The organism is Nocardia sp. NPDC059764 (assembly GCF_042732555.1).
Lineage (GTDB): Bacteria > Actinomycetota > Actinomycetes > Mycobacteriales > Mycobacteriaceae > Nocardia.
Genome location: NZ_JBHWHH010000156.1, coordinates 1 through 16,887, shown reverse-complemented (window position 1 = coordinate 16,887; position 16,887 = coordinate 1). Strand labels below are relative to the sequence as shown.

At 70.2% G+C, this 16,887-nt stretch carries 17 protein-coding genes; 8 read left to right on the top strand and 9 right to left on the bottom strand.

Features of this window, described 5'->3' with window-relative positions; translation table 11 throughout:
* Nucleotides 1-55: 55 nt before the first annotated feature.
* From ACFV4K_RS27475 to ACFV4K_RS27455, 5 genes are all read right to left on the bottom strand, one after another.
* The gene (locus ACFV4K_RS27475) at nt 56-1,447 is read right to left on the bottom strand and encodes an FAD-binding oxidoreductase (protein ID WP_379278774.1); all 1,392 of its coding nucleotides are present in this window, start codon (nt 1,445-1,447) and stop codon (nt 56-58) included.
* Nucleotides 1,448-1,755: 308 nt separating this feature from the next.
* Complete coding sequence (locus tag ACFV4K_RS27470; RefSeq protein ID WP_379278773.1) at nt 1,756-2,175, bottom strand: hypothetical protein; 420 nt, start codon at nt 2,173-2,175, stop codon at nt 1,756-1,758.
* 112 nt (nt 2,176-2,287) lie between these two features.
* Complete coding sequence (locus tag ACFV4K_RS27465) at nt 2,288-2,821, bottom strand: DUF3145 domain-containing protein (protein WP_379278772.1); 534 nt, start codon at nt 2,819-2,821, stop codon at nt 2,288-2,290.
* Nucleotides 2,822-2,942: 121 nt separating this feature from the next.
* A complete protein-coding gene (locus ACFV4K_RS27460) occupies nt 2,943-3,755 on the bottom strand; it encodes a serine hydrolase domain-containing protein (RefSeq protein ID WP_379278771.1) in 813 nt (270 codons plus the stop codon).
* Nucleotides 3,756-3,764: 9 nt separating this feature from the next.
* Nucleotides 3,765-3,860: an amino acid permease C-terminal domain-containing protein gene (locus ACFV4K_RS27455; RefSeq protein WP_379278770.1), complete on the bottom strand. Its 96-nt coding sequence runs from the start codon at nt 3,858-3,860 to the stop codon at nt 3,765-3,767.
* Between the two features lie 44 nt (nt 3,861-3,904).
* On the opposite strand from ACFV4K_RS27455, the gene ACFV4K_RS27450 reads away from it, so the two are divergent.
* Together ACFV4K_RS27450 and ACFV4K_RS27445 are read left to right on the top strand one after the other, a co-directional pair.
* Entirely contained in the window at nt 3,905-4,054 is a 150-nt protein-coding gene (locus ACFV4K_RS27450; RefSeq protein ID WP_379278769.1) for a hypothetical protein, read from the top strand.
* A 182-nt stretch (nt 4,055-4,236) separates the two neighbouring features.
* Entirely contained in the window at nt 4,237-5,427 is a 1,191-nt protein-coding gene (locus tag ACFV4K_RS27445) for a serine hydrolase domain-containing protein (RefSeq protein ID WP_379278768.1), read from the top strand.
* A 3-nt stretch (nt 5,428-5,430) separates the two neighbouring features.
* On the opposite strand, the gene ACFV4K_RS27440 is transcribed toward ACFV4K_RS27445, so the two are convergent.
* Nucleotides 5,431-6,012: a DinB family protein gene (locus ACFV4K_RS27440; RefSeq protein WP_379278767.1), complete on the bottom strand. Its 582-nt coding sequence runs from the start codon at nt 6,010-6,012 to the stop codon at nt 5,431-5,433.
* Between the two features lie 79 nt (nt 6,013-6,091).
* Nucleotides 6,092-7,156, bottom strand: a complete 1,065-nt coding sequence (locus ACFV4K_RS27435) for a phosphotransferase family protein (RefSeq protein WP_379278766.1) — start codon at nt 7,154-7,156, stop codon at nt 6,092-6,094.
* 213 nt (nt 7,157-7,369) lie between these two features.
* On the opposite strand from ACFV4K_RS27435, the gene pabB reads away from it, so the two are divergent.
* Nucleotides 7,370-9,493, top strand: a complete 2,124-nt coding sequence (pabB, locus tag ACFV4K_RS27430) for an aminodeoxychorismate synthase (protein WP_379278765.1) — start codon at nt 7,370-7,372, stop codon at nt 9,491-9,493.
* A gap of 14 nt (nt 9,494-9,507) precedes the next feature.
* On the opposite strand, the gene ACFV4K_RS27425 is transcribed toward pabB, so the two are convergent.
* Complete coding sequence (locus ACFV4K_RS27425) at nt 9,508-10,002, bottom strand: hypothetical protein (protein WP_379278764.1); 495 nt, start codon at nt 10,000-10,002, stop codon at nt 9,508-9,510.
* Nucleotides 10,003-10,111: 109 nt separating this feature from the next.
* On the opposite strand from ACFV4K_RS27425, the gene ACFV4K_RS27420 reads away from it, so the two are divergent.
* Entirely contained in the window at nt 10,112-11,746 is a 1,635-nt protein-coding gene (locus ACFV4K_RS27420) for a TerD family protein (protein ID WP_379278763.1), read from the top strand.
* 154 nt (nt 11,747-11,900) lie between these two features.
* A complete protein-coding gene (locus ACFV4K_RS27415) occupies nt 11,901-12,686 on the top strand; it encodes an SDR family oxidoreductase (RefSeq protein ID WP_379278762.1) in 786 nt (261 codons plus the stop codon).
* On the opposite strand, the gene ACFV4K_RS27410 is transcribed toward ACFV4K_RS27415, so the two are convergent.
* On the bottom strand, nt 12,676-13,440 hold the full coding sequence (locus tag ACFV4K_RS27410) for a hypothetical protein (protein ID WP_379278761.1): 765 nt from the start codon (nt 13,438-13,440) through the stop codon (nt 12,676-12,678). The genes ACFV4K_RS27415 and ACFV4K_RS27410 overlap by 11 nt on opposite strands.
* Nucleotides 13,441-13,552: 112 nt before the next feature.
* Here ACFV4K_RS27410 and ACFV4K_RS27405 point away from each other — a divergent pair, with 112 nt between their 5' ends.
* The 3 genes from ACFV4K_RS27405 to ACFV4K_RS27395 all read left to right on the top strand — a co-directional run bounded on the left by ACFV4K_RS27405 (nt 13,553) and on the right by ACFV4K_RS27395 (nt 16,886).
* Nucleotides 13,553-14,791: an MFS transporter gene (locus tag ACFV4K_RS27405; protein ID WP_379278760.1), complete on the top strand. Its 1,239-nt coding sequence runs from the start codon at nt 13,553-13,555 to the stop codon at nt 14,789-14,791.
* Nucleotides 14,792-14,795: 4 nt separating this feature from the next.
* The gene (locus ACFV4K_RS27400) at nt 14,796-15,161 is read left to right on the top strand and encodes an ArsR/SmtB family transcription factor (protein ID WP_379278759.1); all 366 of its coding nucleotides are present in this window, start codon (nt 14,796-14,798) and stop codon (nt 15,159-15,161) included.
* Between the two features lie 117 nt (nt 15,162-15,278).
* Nucleotides 15,279-16,886 (top strand): flavin-containing monooxygenase, encoded by a 1,608-nt coding sequence (locus ACFV4K_RS27395; protein ID WP_379278758.1) that lies wholly within the window; start codon nt 15,279-15,281, stop codon nt 16,884-16,886.
* The last annotated feature ends 1 nt before the right edge of the window (nt 16,887 follow it).

The following is a 16,887-nucleotide window of genomic DNA, read 5'->3' as shown; positions in this document are numbered from 1 at the left end:
CGGGCGGTCTCCACGGAGACCGCCCGCTTTGCGTTGCGGGGGAATCGATTCCGGGTCAGGCCGGAGGGATGTTCGCGTTGTGGTGGAAGACGTTGTCCGGGTCCCACTCGGCCTTGAGGGCGGTGAGGCGGGAGTACTTCTCGCCGTAGGATTCCTGGAGCCGGGCGGGGTCGTCGTCCACGAGGAAGTTGACGTAGCTCGCCGAGGAATTGGCGTACGGGCGCAAGGCATCCCAGAAGTCGCGGGTCCACTGCCGTTCCGACGCGAAATCGGCGGGGTCGGGGGTGATGGCACTGATGTTGATGGCCCAGCACGGGTTGCGGGAACCGCTGAATGCCGTTGTGTCCTCGTGGATTTCACTGTAGCGGCCGCGCAGCGCGAAGATCGGGACCAGGGTCAGCGGGGAGCGGCGCTGCGGGAAGGTGCTGATCAGCGTGGCCAGGCAGGCGTCCGACAGATCGTCGACGTAGAGGGACTTCTCGTACGCGTGCAGTCCGGGCGGTGCGGAGTCGTCGAACATCTGCTGCAGCGCGGTGTACGGGAGCGGGGTGACCAGTTCCCAGGCCGGGGGCGGGGCGGCGTCGCGCAGCGGCTTGACAATGGCCTCGAGTTCGTCCGGATCGCTGAATCCGGCCACCGCCACCAAGAATCCCGGCTGCCCCCGATAGTGCTCGGGCACGAACGGGGCGGGCGGCGCGCTGACCGCCATGATCACGCCGCCGTACCCCTTGGGCAGGCCGGCGATGAGTTCACGCCCGGCGGCCAGACCCTCGGCGGCGTGCTCGGGGGTCCAGCACAGCATGGCGAGCTGGGCCGGCGACGGCACATCGTGCAGGGTGAAGGTGAGGGTGGTGACGATGCCGAAATTGCCTCCGCCGCCGCGCAATCCCCACAGCAGTTCCGCGTTCTCGCGCGGTGAGGCGACCACGACGCGGCCGTCGGCGGTGACGACCTCGGCGGCGACCAGGTTGTCGCAGCTCAGGCCGCAGCGCATGGTGAGCCAGCCCATGCCGCCGCCGAGGGTCAGGCCGCCGACACCCGTCGTGGAGATGAACCCGCCGGTCACGCCCAAGCCGTGCGCGGAGGTCGCGGCGTCGGCCTGCGCCCAGGTCGCGCCGCCCCCAATGTGCGCGAGTTTGGCGTCGGTGTCGACGGTGATCGAATCGAGGGCGCGGAGGTCGATCATCATGGCGTTGTCGGCGACCGCGTGGCCGGCGTAGTTGTGGCCGCCGCCGCGCACGGTGATCTCGAGGTTGTACCGGCGGGCGGCCAGTACGGCGGCCGCGACACCCGCCGCGGAGGCGGGGCGGACGATGACGGCGGGGCGGCGGTCGATGCCGCCGTTCCAGACTTGACGAGCCGTGTCATAGCCGGGGTCGGCGGGCGTGATCACCATCCCGTCGACGGCCGAGCGCAGTCCCTCGATATCGATTTCCGCAGTGGTCATGTCCGCTCCTCAAAGGTGTCCGTCTGCCTCCGTGGCGAAATTCGGGCTGCGCTGTACGGGGTCACAGCACATCGGTCATTCGCCCTATTGAACGCCGCCGCTCAGGTGTTCCGGAAGTACGCAGCAGACTCGGACCGGGTTCATGGCCCGGAGCGCGCCGAAATGGTCGGCGAGTCGCGCGTGGCGCGTGTTCCGCTCGCGCGGCGGGTCGGTGGCTGATCGCCGGGCTCGATTCGGCGGCGGAATTCTCGGGGTTCACGATCGAGCGAACGCCCGGCACGGGCAGCGCGCGAATCCGTTGGCCGAGTTCAGGACTGGAGTCGGACTTTGTCGGCGGATTCGTTCTGGCTGGCGCATTCCTGGTACGGGTTGGGGGTGCCGGCGCGTTCGCCGCAGACCCAGCGGATGGTGGCGACGGTGACGGCGATGTCGCCGGTGGATTGTTTGGCGCGTTGGTCGGCGTAGGCGCCCGCCACGGAGAGGGCGGTGGGGCAGAAGTCGTTGCCCTTGGCGGTGGAGGCGACGACGGCGAGTCCCCAGGGGCCGGTGCCGCACTGGACGGCGTCGTGGCCGGCCGCCGGGAAGGCGGCGGCGGAGGGGGCGGGTTTTGCGGCGCTGCTGGTGGCGTCCGAAGAACTGTTGCTGGTGGCGTCGTTGCAGGCGGTCAGGGTGAGGGCCGTGGTGATGACGGCCAGTGCCGTGCCCGCGATCTGTGCTGTGGTCCGCACGAATCCTCCTCGTCGGCTGCCCCTCCCCTGGGCATTCTGCCCGTTTCGGGGCGTTTGCGACGGCAGGCTCGCATGGTTCGGCGGTCCGCGCGGTGTGTCCGGTGGTGTGGGTCTAGCCGACGTCGCGGCGCAGCCAGGTGACGTCCGCGCCGTCGCCGCCGAGGCGGTAGGGCTCGAGGATGTCGTCCCAGGCGGTGCCGAGGGCGCGATCGATTTCGGCGGTGATCTCGGCGGCCGTGCCGCGGCCGTGGGCGCGGGCCTCGGCGACGATCGCGCGCAGCCGCATCTCGCCGACCATGACGTCGCCGCTGGCGCCGGTGGCGCCGCTCCACATGCCGAGGCCGGGGACGAAGCTGAAGCGTTCGCCGTCGACGCCCTCGCTGGGTTCCTCGGTGACTTCGAAATGCAGCACGGGCCAATCGCGCAATGCTCTGGCTAATCTCCCCCCGGTACCGACTGGCCCGTACCAATCGGTGGTGGCGCGCAGCTGCCCGGGATCGGCGGGCTGGACGGTCCAGCGGAGTTTGGCGGGGGCCTTGAGGGTCGAGGTGAGTGCCCATTCGATATGCGGGCACAGCGCGGCCGGCGACGAATGGACATAGACGACCCCAGACGTCGCCTCCGCGAACTGACTAGACGCACGCACCACTGACACCTCCGGCTCGACGAGGTACGTCTTCCCCAACGACCCTGGTCCGAGCTCGGCGTGGCCCGAGTTTACTGGAGTGCCCGATGTTGCGTGTGTTACTCCGCGACCGTGTCGCCGTCTACGCAAACTCCGCGATCACGGCATCGCTGAGGGTCGGCCACGCGGCCCGGGCCCAGTCCCCGAAATTCTCGTCCGCGAGCGCGAGACACGCCATGCCGACATTCGGATCCACCCAGAGGAACGTTCCGGATTGCCCGAAGTGCCCGAACGTGCGCGGCGAGTTCGCGCCCCCGGTCCAGTGCGGCGCCTTGTGGTCGCGGATCTCGAATCCCAGTCCCCAGTCGTTGGGCCGTTGCGAGCCGTAGCCGGGCAGTACGCCATTGCGTCCCGGGAATTGCACTTCGCTTGCCTCGGAAACCAATTCGGCACTCAGAATTTCCGGTTCCAGCAATTCTTCAGCGAAGCGCAGCAGATCTGCGACCGACGAGCGGCCCGCATGCCCGGCGGGACCGGTCAGCACCGAGGACGTCATCCCCAGCGGTTCGAACACCGCCTCGTGCAGATATTGGTCGAACGCGATACCGGTCTGCGCCGCAACGAAATCCGCGAGCACCTCGAATCCGGCACTGGAGTAGATCCGCTTCGCGCCCGGCGCGGCCAGCACCGCATCGGTGTCGAAGGCCAGCCCGGAGGTGTGGGCGAGCAGGTGCCGCACGGTGGATCCGGGCGGCCCGGCGGGCTGGTCGAGCTCGATCGCCCCCTCCTCGACCGCCACCAGAACCGCGTACGCCACCAGGGGTTTGGTCACCGAGGCGAGCGGAAACACCCGCGCGGTATCCCCCTCGGTGTCGACCACACCCTTGCCCCGGACGACGACACCCGCCGCCGCGTTCCGGACCGGCCACTGTCGAATCTGCTCGAGCGCTCGCATACGTCGAGCCTAGGCGGCCCGGTTCAGCGCCGATCGCCGCCTGCCGTACCCGACGTACACCAGCAGCCCGATCGCCGACCACACGGTGAACGCCAGCCAGGTCACCCCGGGGCAGATGGACGAGCAGCCACACGCACATGCCCACGCCGATGACCGGCACCACCGGCACCAACGTCGGGAACGAGCGCGGCAGGTCGGGCTTGCCGCGTCGCAGCACCAGCACGCCGCGCAGCAATGATGCGGTAATCCGCGGCATTCCGGGCATGCCCGGCCGCGATACCGGTTCGGACCGGCAGTAATATCGCGCGGTCACCATGTCCGGCAAGGTCTTCGGCCACACGTAGCTATGTGTTGGCGTCGCGCGGTGTGCGCTGCGTCGCCCGGCCGTGTCGCCGCGCATCGCCGGGCCGAGCGCCGGGTGTCGCCCGCTCGAGCGCTCACCCTGGCGCTGTCGCCGAACCCGGTTACGATCGACCCCATCATGAGTGAGCAGGTCACGGTCCACGGCGAGGTGGACGCGGGTTTCGGTCCGGTCGCCGACGCGTTCCGCCGCAATTTCTCCCGGCACGGCGAGATCGGTGCGGCGGTGGCCGTCTTCGACGGGGATCGGCCGGTGGTGGATCTGTGGGCCGGCTATCGCGACCGCAAGCGCACGGCGGCGTGGGAGCGCGACACCATGGCCCCGGTGTGGTCCTCGACCAAGGGCATGACCGCGTTCGCGATCGCGTCGGCGGTGTCGAAGGGCCTGCTCGACTACGAGGATCCGGTGGCGCTGCACTGGCCCGAGTTCGCCGCGCACGGCAAGGAATCGATCACCGTGCGCCAGCTGCTCGACCATCAGGGTGGCCTGGCGGCCCTGGATCGCCCGTTCCGGCTCACGGACATGGCGGATCTGGACGGCATGGCCGTGGTCCTGGCCGAGCAGAAACCGTTGTGGCGGCCTGGAACCCGGCACGGCTATCACCCGATCACGGCCGGCCTGTACCAGGGCGAGCTGCTGCGACGGGTGGATCCCGCCCATCGCACGCTGGGCCGCATCTTCGCCGAGGACATCGCCGCCCCGGTGGGCGCGGAGTTCTATATCGGCCTGCCGGAGGAGATTTCCCTCGATCGGGTGGCGACCCTGTCGGCGACCGAGGGCCTGGACATCCTGCGCTACGAGCGGGATCTCCCGGTGCGCATCGGTATCCAGCTCTACAGCAAGCGCGGCCTGTCCTTCCGCGCCTTGAACAGCCCGCAGGTGGGCGCGCCCGCCCGGGCCGCGCGACGCGAGTTCCTGTCGGTGGAGAGCCCGGCGACCGGCGGCGTCGGCACGGCGCGCGCCCTGGCCCGGGTCTACGGCGCGGCGGCCGGGCAGACCGGTGAGCTACCCATCGACCGGGCCCTGCTGGACCGCCTGGCCACCGCCGACACCGCCGACGACGTCCCGGCCGAGGATCTGGTGCTGCTCACCCCGAGCCGCTATCACCTGGGTTTCCGCAAGTCCCGCGGCGGTTTCCGGTTCGGCTCCGACAAGCGCGCCTACGGCACCACCGGCTACGGCGGCTCGTTCGGTTTCGCCGATCCGGCAACGGGTCTCGGCTTCGGGTACGTGATGAACCGCCTGGGCATGGCGGTGCTCGACGACGTTCGTTCCCGCAATCTGCGTGACGCCCTGCTGCGCTGCCGCTGATCCTCAGCCGCGTTCGACGTCGAGCGCGTGATGCACGAGGTCGTGCAGGAAGTACCGCGCCATCGAGTCGATGGTGAACGCGGAGCCGTTGCTGCGCAGCGCGGCCCGGTCGTGTTCGTCGTCCGGCACGGCCGCGAAGGCGTTGGCGACCACGTCGACCGCGGCCGCGAGTTCGGCTGCCACGGTGGCGGTCTCGGCCGCGCCGTAGTTCTCGGCGACCGCGGTGGCGTCCTGATCCCAGTTGGCGAACATGGGAATCCCGTTGTCCCCCACGGTGACCGCGGTGTCGTAGGCGGCGATCACCGGCCCGGGCCGGGGCCCGCCGGTGCGCGCGATGTCGAGCCGATGGGTGAAGATGCGGCACACGTCGCGCACGTGGGCCGCGTATTCGAGCGCGGACCAGGTGGAGTCGTCGGGCCGCAGCCGCGCGTCCGGCCGTTCCAGCGCGGCCAGCAACCGGGTGACACTGGCGCGGGCCGACCCCGGCACCGCCGCGAAGGCGATGGCGTCGGGGTCGAACCCGCAGTCGGCGCAGGTGCGTTCGAGCACCCAGGTCCAGTCTTCGGCGTCGGGAACGATCGGCATGGCCCCAACTTACGGTGGCATTTGATTGTCGGCCACCAATATTCAGCCAGCTGTCGTCGAGATGGCGACAGGTTTGCCGTCACTCCATCAGCTTGTGCGCCTTGTCGAACAGTTCGAGGGTGATGGCGTGCAGGAAGTCGCCGACCTGCTTGGGCGCCTTACCCGCGAAGGCGCGCGCGTGGGTGCCCTCGAGGACGATGCCTAGCTTGAAACAGGCCAGCACGGTGTACCAGGTGACGTGGCTCAGGTCGCGATCGGAGAACCGCCCGTAGTGGGCGATCATCTCCTCGGCGGTGGGCAGGCCGCCGACCGCGCCCAGGGAGCCGATCAGGGCCGCGCCGGTGGTGCCGGGTTCGGGGCGGGTGGCGATCTGCCAACCGAGGTCGAGCAGCGGATCGCCGATGGTGGACATCTCCCAGTCGACCATGGCCACCACGTCGGGGCCGTCGAAGGAGAACATCATGTTGGCGAGGTGGCAGTCGCCGTGCAGGATGCCCGCCTCGGGCTGCACCGGCCGGTTGCGGTCGAGCCAGTCGCCGACCTGCTGGACGCCGGGGATCTCGGGGCCCGGGTAACCCTCGTTGACGCTGTAGGAGTCGAGTTCCTCGAGCCAGCGCGGCACCTGGCGTTCCAGGAAGCCCTCGGGCTTGCCGTAGTCGGCCAGACCGAGCGCCTCGTGGTCGAGGGAGCCGAGCCGGGCGATGGCCTCGACCGCGGACAGACCCATCTGCCGCCGCACCTCGGGGTCACCGGCGTGCAGTTCGGGCAGTTCGTTCTGCGGGTTGAAGCCGGTGATGGGTTCCATCAGATAGAACGACGCGCCGAGCACGGATTCGTCGGGGCAGGCGGCGATCACCTTGGGGGCGCGGATCTCGGTGTCGCCGAGGGCGCCGAGGATGCGGGACTCACGCTGGATGACGGTGTTGCTGGCGGTGCGCAGATGCTCGGGCCCGCGCCGCAGCACGTAGTCGCGGCCGCCGCGCCGGAAGCGCAGCATGATGTTCTGGGTGCCGCCGCCGAGCGGCTTGACCTCCTCGAACTCGCCGCCGGGCAAGCCCTGCTCCTCCATCCACTTTCCGACGATGGCGAAATCGACGACGTCACGATCCACTTCGGACGGCTGCGCAACAGACATGCCGACCATTGTGCCGCAACGATCCATGCAAACTGAAGGCGGTCGCCCGCAGAAGGAGAACTGACAGTTCGCGGCCGTCTCGATTCTGGACTGCGGCTTGATAGACCTCCGCCTTGGAGCGGGGGAGCGAAGCGGAGGAGGGAAGAATCGAGACTTCGGGGCCGCGAACCCGCCCGGAGCGAAGCGGAGGGCAAAAGGACACAGCGTAATGTGCGTGGTCAAATGCGCACGCTGTTGATCGATAACTACGACTCGTTCACCTACAACCTGTATCAGCTGATCAGCCGGGTGAACGGGGTCGAACCCGTGGTCGTGCGCAATGACGAGGTGGGGTCGATCGAGGAGCTCGGGCTCGACGGATTCGACAATATCGTCATCTCCCCCGGGCCGGGCAGGCCGGATGTCCCCCGCGATTTCGGCATCTCGGCGGCGCTCATCGCCGAGTCCAACCTCCCTTTGCTGGGCGTATGCCTGGGCCATCAGGGCATCGTGATCGCGGCGGACGGCGAGGTGGTCACCGCACCGCGGGCCCGGCACGGGTATCCGGATCTGATCAGCCATGACGGGCGCGGCCTGTTCGCCGATGTGCCGCAGGGGTTCTCGGCGGTGCGCTATCACTCGCTGTGCGCCGCCCAGCCGTTCCCGGCGGCCCTGGAGGTCACGGCCACCGCCCCCGATGGCGTGATCATGGGCGTGCGCCACCGCACCCGCCCGCAGTGGGGCGTGCAGTTCCATCCGGAGTCCGTCTCCAGCGAGCACGGTGCACAGCTGCTGCGCAATTTCGCCGCGCTGACCGCCGAATACCATCGCGGACAGGGCGTCTCCCTGCCGTCCGAGCGAACACCAGTGGCGCGCAGTGCGATCGAGGCCGAGTCCTCGCGCCCGGTCGACACCGCCGTCCGCTACCTCGTCGAGCGGACCGTCGTGGAGCGCGCGGTCGACGCCGAGGCCGTCTTCGACGCCCTCTACGCCGATTCCCCCCACGCCTTCTGGCTCGACAGCGAACACGTGGAGCCGGGGCTGGACCGCTTCTCGTTCCTGGGTGACGCGTCGGGCCCGCTGGCCGAGGTGGTCGGCTACCGGGTGGGCAGCGGCCACGTGGAAGTCGAGTCCGCGGCCGGGAGCCGCACGGTCCCGGGCAGCGTCCTCGACTATCTGTCCGCCGAGCTGCGCCGCCGCCGGATCGACTTCCCGGACGTGCCTTTCGATTTCGCGGGCGGCTACGTCGGCTACCTCGGTTACGAGATGAAGGCCGATTGCGGGGCCGTCGCACCGCACCGCTCCCCCACCCCCGACGCCCAGTGGATCTTCGCCGATCGCCTGATCGTGGTGGACCACGAGGCGGGCCGCACCCACCTGCTGGCCCTCACCGATCCGGAGGCCGCCACCGCCGCCCGGGACTGGCTCGCCGCCACCCGAGCCGTCGTGGAAACCCTTCCGACGTGGGAGAATCCGCCGCTGCTGGAGTTGCGCGCCGACGAGGCGACGGTCGCGCCGCTGCTGACCCGGGGCCGCGCCCGCTATCTGGCCGATGTCGCCGCCTGCCAGGAGCAGTTGCACGCGGGCGAGTCGTACGAAATCTGCATCACCGACAGCGCGTATCCGCCGGGCGACGCCGACGGCCTGACCGTGTATCGCACACTGCGCCGCTGCAATCCGGCCCCCTACGCGGCCTTCCTGCGCTTCGCGGGCCTGGAGGTCGCCTGCTCCTCCCCCGAGCGCTTCCTCAAGCTGGACCGGTCCCGGACCGTGGAGAGCAAGCCGATCAAGGGCACCGCGAAGCGCGGCCACACACCCGCCGAAGACGCGGAGATCGCCGCGAACCTGGCGCGAGACCCGAAGACCCGCGCCGAGAACCTGATGATCGTGGATCTGCTCCGCAATGATCTGGGCCGGGTCTGCGAGGTCGATTCGGTGCATGTGCCCGAGCTGATGGCCGTCGAGACGTACACGACGCTGCACCAACTGGTCTCGACCGTCCGCGGCAGGCTGCGTCCGGAGCTGGATGTCGTCGATTGCCTGCGCGCCTGTTTTCCGGGCGGTTCCATGACCGGCGCGCCGAAGCTGCGCACCCTGGAGATCATCGACGCCCTCGAAACCGAGGCTCGCGGAGTCTATTCGGGCACGATCGGCTTCCTCGGCCTGGGCGGGGCGGCCGATCTGAACATCGTCATCCGCAGCGCGGTCCGCTACGACGGCCGGTGGCGGATCGGCGCGGGCGGCGCGGTGGTCCTGGATTCCGATCCCGAAGGCGAGTACCACGAGATGGTGTGGAAGGCCGCGGCCGCGCTGCGCGCCCTGCCCGGCCTGGGCGTCCCGCCGCGGGCTCCGCTCCCCCTGCCCTGACCGCCGCGGTCACCTCACTTGCGGCGGCGGGACTTGTCCTGCGGCGGTTCGGGTTCCGGATTGTCGCGGCCGCCGGTGAGGCGCCCCAGCAGGGAGACGCCGGGGAGCTTGTCGAGCCGCTCGATGATGTCCTCGCCGAGGGCAGTGACCGATTCCAGTCGGGTCAGGACGCGGTCGTAGGCGACGAAGGCCGGTTCGGCCAGGGCGAGGGTGCGGTCGAGCCGGTCGATGGTGGAGTTGAGGCGTTCGACCGCGGTGGTGAGGCTCTGGATGAGGTCGGGCAGCTGCGCCGCGAGCTGGATGGAGGCGGGCGGCAACCGGACCGCGGTGTCGAACGCGGTCGAGGCGGTGACCTGCGCCGAGTCCAGGGCCAGCCCGGCGGCGTTCTGGGCGGCCTCGACCGCGGCCTGCGCGGCGGCCAGGATGTCGCCGGCGGTGGGCACCCGCGAGCCGGCGCCCTTGCCGCGCGGGGCGGGGTTCTGCTGGTCGCTCCCCTTGGGGTTGGTCATCCCTCTACTGTGCCGCACGATTTCCGGATCGGCCGCGAGGGCGGGCGTGCGGTTTCCCCGGTGGCCGGTGGCCGGTTTTGTCGGTGGCTCGTGGCATAGTGCCACCACGATGAAACTGACCAAGGGTGAGCGAACGACGGTTCCGACATCGCTTCTGACGGTTGTGCTTTCGTGGCGGTCGTCGCATGCGGTGCGGGCGCAGGCCGTCCTGGTGGCGGAGCACGGCCGGGCCCGGTCCGACCGCGATTTCGTCTGGTTCGACGCGCCCCGCCACGTCTCGCAGGCGGTGACGCTGGATCGCGAGCCGGCGGCGGGGACGGCCCGGCTGTCGGTGTCGCTACCGCGGACCGGGCCGGAGGTGGCCGGGATCGTGGTCATCGGCGCGGTCGCCGACACCGAGGGTTCCGGCCGGGGCGGCCAGGGTTTCGCCGGGGTCGAGGGGCTGCGGCTCACCGTGTTCGACCACGACAGCCCGGTGGTCTCCTACGAGGTGGACGCGTCGCAGCCGGCGTCGGCGCTGGTGCTGGGCGAGTTCACGCGCGCCGACGGCGCGTGGGAGTTCGGTGCGCTGGCCGACCCCGGGGTCAGCCTGGCGGGGCTGGTGCGCGAGTTCGGTATCCGGATCGATCCCGCGCGCGGCGTCGAGGCCGAACCGCGTCGCACCCCGCCGCCCTCGGATCCCGAACGGGCGGACTGGCATCCGGACCCGCGCGATCCGGCCCGCCTGCGCTGGTGGGACGGCGGCACCTGGACCGCCTCGACCCGCCCGGTCCCGGCGCGGGACGCCCGCCACTGCCCACGGTGCGGCGCGCCCCGCCGGGGCCTGCTGAGCGCGGCCGCGGGACTGTTCGGCGCGACCCCGCTGTGCCGCGAATGCGGTACGGAGACAACCGAATACCTGCGCGACTGGCGACCCCGCGCCGAACGGGTCCTGCGCGCCGGCGGTGACTGGGAGTCGATGTGGTCGGATCTGCGCTTCCAGCGCATCGACCGGGCCGCGGCCCTGGACCTGTTGTGCCCGGCCGCCTCCGAGCATCTGGAACGCGTGGTCGCCTTCGCCCTCGCCGACGGCGTGGTCGAGCAGTCCACCTTGGACGACTTCGACGACACCGCCGCCGAGCTGTCCCTGTCCGGTCCGCTGGTGGACGACCTGCGCCGCCGCCTGCACCGCGCCCGCCTGCTCACCCGGCTGCGCTCCGGGGAACTCCCGCACCAGCCCACCACCGGCCTGCACCTGGACCCCGACGAGCGCGTCCACCTGAACCTGCCCGCCGTCCACGTCCGCCAGCTGGCCCGCGGCCCCAAACGCACCGAGGGCCGCCTGATCGTCAGCAACCGCAAACTCCGTTTCACCGGCCCCGACACCGGCATCGAGATGCCCTGGGCCCGAGTGGTTTCGGTGACCCCCACCGCCGGGCGGATCGAGATCTCGGCCACCTCCGCGCGCGGCGGCGCGATCCTCGAACTCGCCGATCCGGACTACGCGGCCGCCGCCATGGAGGGCGCGCTCCGGGTGGCCAAACGCCTGGCCCTCACCCCCGGCCGCCGCGACACCCGTTCGGTTCCACCGGATGTCAAGGCCGTGGTGTGGCAGCGCGACGGCGGCAAGTGCGTCGAGTGCGGCGACACCCACTATCTGGAGTTCGACCACATCATCCCGATCAGCCGCGGCGGTGCGACCAGCCCCGCCAACCTGCAGATCCTGTGCCGCGCCTGCAATCGCACCAAGGGCGCGCACATCTGAGCCCGACGTCCAACCGCACCACCCCCGCGACAGCGCATCGAATGTGGGTAATCGAACGCTGTGGGCAATCGAACACCATGCGATGAATCATGTTGAGCGCCATCCCTTGTAGTTCTAGCGTCCGAGACGAGCAGATCGAGGAAGGGGAGTCGAAATGCAGGTAGCAGTGGTGGGCGGCACCGGAACCCTGGGCGCGCCGGTGGTCCGTGAGCTGGCGGCCCGGGGCCACACCGTGCGGGTGCTGAGCCGGTCCGCACCGGCCGACCCGGTGCCGGGGACCGAGCATCACGCGGTCGACCTGGTGACCGGCGCGGGCCTGGACGCGGCACTCGAGGGCGTCTACGCGGTGGTCGACGCCGGTAATCACCGTGGCCCGCGCAGCGCCCGCACCATGGTCGAGGGCGTGCGCGCCCTGCTGGCCGCCGAGCAGCGTGCCAAGGTCGGCCATCACGTGGAGATCTCCATCGTCGGGTGTGAGCGGGTCCCGTTCGCCTACTACCGGACGAAGGTCGCCCAGGAGCGGGCCGTCACGCAGGGCCCGATCCCGTGGACCCTGCTGCGCGCCACCCAGTTCCACGAGCTCATCGACGAACTGCTGGGCGGCGGCGCGAAGTTCCGGATCGCGCCGCACAGCGCCATGCGCTTCCAGCCGGTCGACGTGACCGCGGTGGCGGGCCGGCTCGCCGACGCGGTGGAGGCCGGGCCGTCGGGCCGGGTCCGCGATGTCGGCGGCCCGGTCGTGCAGACCCTGGCCGAGCTCGCCGAACTCCGCGGCCGAACCCTCGGCCAGGCCCTGCTGCCCTTCCCGGTGCCGCCCATCGGCCGGGCCATCCGGCGGGTGCGCGACGCCGCGCTGTGCCTCGACTCCGAGGGCGAGGCAGTGTCTTTCGACTATGCCGAGTGGCTGCGCCGGCGGTACGCGAAGCCGGTCAGCGCTTGACCCGCAGCACCGTTGGTTCGGCGCAGAATTGGGCCGTGGCCTGGTCGGGGCTGAGCCCCGTGCGGGCCAGCCCGCCGGTGTCGACGACCGTGCATTCGCTGCCGCCGACGTGACCGGTGCCGTCGTCGAGGAAGTGGACCTCGACCGTGACGAGCGGGTGCAGGACGGCGGCGTCGAAGGTCCAGAACTGGATGTTCCACAGTTCGTAGGAGTCGCGGGCGGTGATGACGGTGTAGCCCGCGGCGGAGGTGTCGATGCCGATTCCGGCGAGTTCGCCGGAGCGCTGGAGCTTGCCGTCGGGCGCCGCGTGGTAGATGACGTACCGGATATTGGCGGTGGCGGCCATGACCGGGATGATCAGCTCGTCGCGGCCGTCGTTGTCGACGTCGCGCAGGCGCGGTTCGGTCGTGCCGACGGCCGGTTCGGTCAGGGTCTGGAGGGTGACGCCCTCGGGGTCCAGGGTGGTGACGGTGACCGCGCTCTGCTGCCCGTGGCCGTGGTGACGGACCTCGAAGGTGAGTCCGGCGCTGTCGTGTGACTGCAGGTAGCAGTCGGGAGGCGTGGCGGCGGAACCGATATCGCCGCACGGCTGTAGCCCGGAGACGGGGGCGGGCGGCTCGGTGGCCGCGACATCGCGGGGAGCGCCGGGTTGCGGGTCGAGGTTGCCCGCCATGGGCGCGTCGGGGCGGGCACAGGCGGCCAGTGCCAGTGTCGCGGCGGCGACCAGGGCGCCGGCCGCGAGATTCCTCCCCATGACAGTGAGGATAGCGACGAATCGCCCAGTCACCCGCACGGCGACGGGGTGCCGGAAACATATATGCGACATCATGTGCACACCTGCGCACCTATTGGCCTATAGTGGCGGCATGCTCGTCGCGCTGCGCCATCCTCAGTTCCGCAAGCTGTTCACCGCCCAGGTCGTCGCCCTGGTCGGTACCGGCTTGCTGACCGTCGCGCTGGGCCTGCTCGCCTACGAGGTGGCGGGCGGCCAGGCGGGGGCGGTGCTGGGGACCGCACTGGCCATCAAGATGGTGGCGTATGTCGCTGTGGCGCCGGTGATCTCGGCGCTCACCGGGCGGCTGCCGCGCCGCCTGGTGCTGGTATCGGCGGACGCGGTGCGGGCCGGAATCGCGCTCATGCTGCCGTTCGTCACCCACACCTGGCAGATCTACGTGCTGATCGCGCTGCTGCAGTCGGCCTCGGCGACCTTCACCCCGGCCTTCCAGTCGCTGATCCCGTCGATCCTGGTCGACGAGGAGGACTACACGCACGGCCTGTCCCTGTCGCGCCTGGCCTACGACCTGGAGTCGCTGCTCAGCCCGATGCTGGCCGCCGCCCTGTTGACGGTGATCAACTATCACTCACTGTTCGTCGGCACCGCCGCGGGCTTCGTGGCCTCGGCGCTGCTGGTGGTGACCACGCGGCTCCCCCGCCTGGCCCCGGCCGACCACTCGGCCCCGCTGCTGGAACGCATCACCGCGGGCGCGCGCGTCATGATGAACCGCCCGGTGCTGCGCGGCCTGCTGGCCCTGAACATGGTGGTGGCCGCGGCCTCGTCGCTGGTCATCGTGAACACCGTGGTGTACGTGCGCGACCAGCTCGACGGCTCCAATACCGGTGTGGCACTCGCGCTGGCCTGCTTCGGGTTCGGATCGATGGCGGTGGCGCTGTCGACCCCGCGACTGCTGACGATCCTCCCCGACCGGCGATTCATGCTGACCGGCAGCGCGTTACTGCCGCTGGGCCTGATCGCCGCGGCCCTGCCGCCGCTGCTCCCCCGCACCGCCGGCGCGATCGTACTGGCCCTGACCTGGCTGTTGCTCGGCGCGGGCACCTCGATGATCAGCACCCCGTCGGCCCGCCTGCTGCGCGCCCAGACCCAACTCTCCGATCGCACAGCCGTTTTCACCGCCCAGTTCTCGCTGTCACACGCTTGCTTCCTGGTGACCTATCCGATCGCGGGCAAGCTGGGCGCGCTGGCGGGTCTGCCGACCACGGCCATCGTGCTGGCCGCGCTCGCTACACTGGCAGCGACGACCGCGGCGCGGGTCTGGCCCGCGTCCGTCCCCGCCGACATCGAGGCGGTGCCCGCGGCAGGAAGGTGATCAGGTGAGCAAGGCCGAATCGCTGCCCTCCGCCACTCCCAGCCTCACCCATCCGGTCGCCCCGGACGAGGCCCGGCTGGATGTGGCCACCGAGACCTTCCGCATGCTCTCCGATCCGACCCGCCTGCACATCCTGTGGATCCTGGCCGACGCCGAGGCCGATGTCTCCGCGCTCACCGTGGCCTGCGGCGCGTCCCGGACCGCGGTCAGCCAGCATCTGGCGAAGCTGCGCTTCACGGGCATGGTCGACACCCGCCGCGAGGGCCGCCGCATCATCTACCGAATTCGCGACGGCCACCTGGCCCGCCTGGTCCGCGAGGGCCTCAACCACGCCGATCACGTCGTGACCGGCGAACCCTCCCACGAGTAACCATCCCCCGGACCTGCGCTCCTGGTCAGTGGGACGTGGTATCGCCGTGTACCCGCATTCGCCGCGACGATATGCCTATTCGAAATATCGCCGGACGAATAGTGAGAGGTCGCGCGCATGCATCCCGAGCAGGGCAGCCCATTCGATGTCATCATCATCGGGGCCGGATTCGCCGGACTGTACGGCGTCCACCAGGCGGCGAAGGCCGGATTGAACGTGCTCGGCCTGGAGGCCGGCGAGGGCGTGGGCGGCACCTGGTTCTGGAACCGCTATCCGGGCGCGCGCTGTGACGTGGAGAGCGTCGACTACTCGTACTCCTTCGACGAGGACCTGCAGCAGAGCTGGACCTGGACCGAGCGGTTCGCCGCGCAGCCGGAGATCCTCGACTACATCAATCACGTGGCCGACCGCTTCGAGCTGAAGCGCCACTACCGCTTCGGCCAGCGCGTGATCGGCGCGAGCTTCGACGACGCCGCCGCCATGTGGACGGTGCGCACCGAACGCGGCGACGAATTCCGTTCGCAGTTCGTGATTTTCGCGACCGGCTGCCTGTCCGCGCCGATCAAGCCGAACATCCCCGGCATCGAATCGTTCGCGGGCGAGGAGCTGTTCACCGCGCAGTGGCCCGAGCAGGGCGTGTCCTTCGAGGGCAAGCGGGTCGGCGTGATCGGCACCGGTTCCTCGGGCATCCAGGTGTCGCCGATCATCGCGCGGGAGGCGCAGGCGCTCACCGTGTTCCAGCGTTCGGCCAACTTCAGCGTCCCGGTCCCGAACCGCCCCTGGACCGAGCAGGAGCAGACCGACATCCGCGCCACCTACCGGCAGCGCCGCGAGAAGTCCTACTACGCGGGCGCGGCCACCCCGCACGCCTCGCTGGAGACCAAGGCCCTGGACATGAGCGCCGAGGATCGGGCCGCAGCCATGGAGGACCGCTGGAACGGCGGCGGCGTGCTGTTCAACAAGGTCTTCCCGGACCAGAACAGCGATATCCGCGCCAATGAGCTGGTTCGCGAGTTCGCGGTCGCGAAGATCCGCGCCAAGGTCGACGATCAGGCCGTCGCCGACGACCTGATCCCCTCCGACCACCCGATCGGCACCAAGCGCATCTGCACCGACTCGGGCTACTACGAGATGTTCAACCGGCCCAATGTGTCGCTGGTGAACCTGCGTCGCGAGGCGATCGAGGAGGTCACCCCGACCGGCATCCGCACCGCGGACCAGTTCATCGAGCTCGACACCCTGGTCTATGCCACCGGTTTCGACGCCATGACCGGCGCGCTGCTGCGCATCGACCTGCACGGCGCGGGCGATGCCCGCCTGGGCGACCTGTGGGCCGACGGCCCGGTCACCTACCTGGGCTTCGGCATCCCCGGCTTCCCGAACATGTTCAGCATCAACAGTGTCGGCACCCCGTCGGTGATGGCGAACATGGTGCTGCACTCCGAGCAGCAGCTGGACTGGGTGCTGGCGCTGGTGCAGCACTGCCGCGCCCATGGCATCCGCACCGCGGAGGCGCGGTCGGAGGCGGCGGTCAAGTGGACCGATCACCTGCTGGAGGTCGCCGAGGGCACGCTGTTCGTGAAGGCCAACTCCTGGTACATGGGCGCGAATGTGGAGGGCAAGAAGCGCGTGTTCATGCCCTACATCGGCGGTTTCGGCAATTACCGCCGCTACTGCGACGACGAGCGCGACAACGGCTACCCGAACTTCGAGCTGACCGCGTAAT

Excerpts from the sequence above, each read along its gene's own strand:
- ACFV4K_RS27475 (WP_379278774.1), bottom strand. The coding sequence starts at position 1,447 with ATGACCACTGCGGAAATCGATATCGAGGGACTGCGCTCGGCCGTCGAC.
- ACFV4K_RS27420 (WP_379278763.1), top strand. The coding sequence starts at position 10,112 with ATGAAACTGACCAAGGGTGAGCGAACGACGGTTCCGACATCGCTTCTG.
- ACFV4K_RS27450 (WP_379278769.1), top strand. The coding sequence starts at position 3,905 with ATGACCGGCACCACCGGCACCAACGTCGGGAACGAGCGCGGCAGGTCG.
- ACFV4K_RS27440 (WP_379278767.1), bottom strand. The coding sequence starts at position 6,012 with ATGCCGATCGTTCCCGACGCCGAAGACTGGACCTGGGTGCTCGAACGC.
- ACFV4K_RS27395 (WP_379278758.1), top strand. The coding sequence starts at position 15,279 with ATGCATCCCGAGCAGGGCAGCCCATTCGATGTCATCATCATCGGGGCC.
- ACFV4K_RS27435 (WP_379278766.1), bottom strand. The coding sequence starts at position 7,156 with ATGGTCGGCATGTCTGTTGCGCAGCCGTCCGAAGTGGATCGTGACGTC.
- ACFV4K_RS27445 (WP_379278768.1), top strand. The coding sequence starts at position 4,237 with ATGAGTGAGCAGGTCACGGTCCACGGCGAGGTGGACGCGGGTTTCGGT.
- ACFV4K_RS27425 (WP_379278764.1), bottom strand. The coding sequence starts at position 10,002 with ATGACCAACCCCAAGGGGAGCGACCAGCAGAACCCCGCCCCGCGCGGC.
- ACFV4K_RS27405 (WP_379278760.1), top strand. The coding sequence starts at position 13,553 with ATGCTCGTCGCGCTGCGCCATCCTCAGTTCCGCAAGCTGTTCACCGCC.
- ACFV4K_RS27460 (WP_379278771.1), bottom strand. The coding sequence starts at position 3,755 with ATGCGAGCGCTCGAGCAGATTCGACAGTGGCCGGTCCGGAACGCGGCG.
- ACFV4K_RS27415 (WP_379278762.1), top strand. The coding sequence starts at position 11,901 with ATGCAGGTAGCAGTGGTGGGCGGCACCGGAACCCTGGGCGCGCCGGTG.
- pabB (WP_379278765.1), top strand. The coding sequence starts at position 7,370 with ATGCGCACGCTGTTGATCGATAACTACGACTCGTTCACCTACAACCTG.
- ACFV4K_RS27410 (WP_379278761.1), bottom strand. The coding sequence starts at position 13,440 with ATGGGGAGGAATCTCGCGGCCGGCGCCCTGGTCGCCGCCGCGACACTG.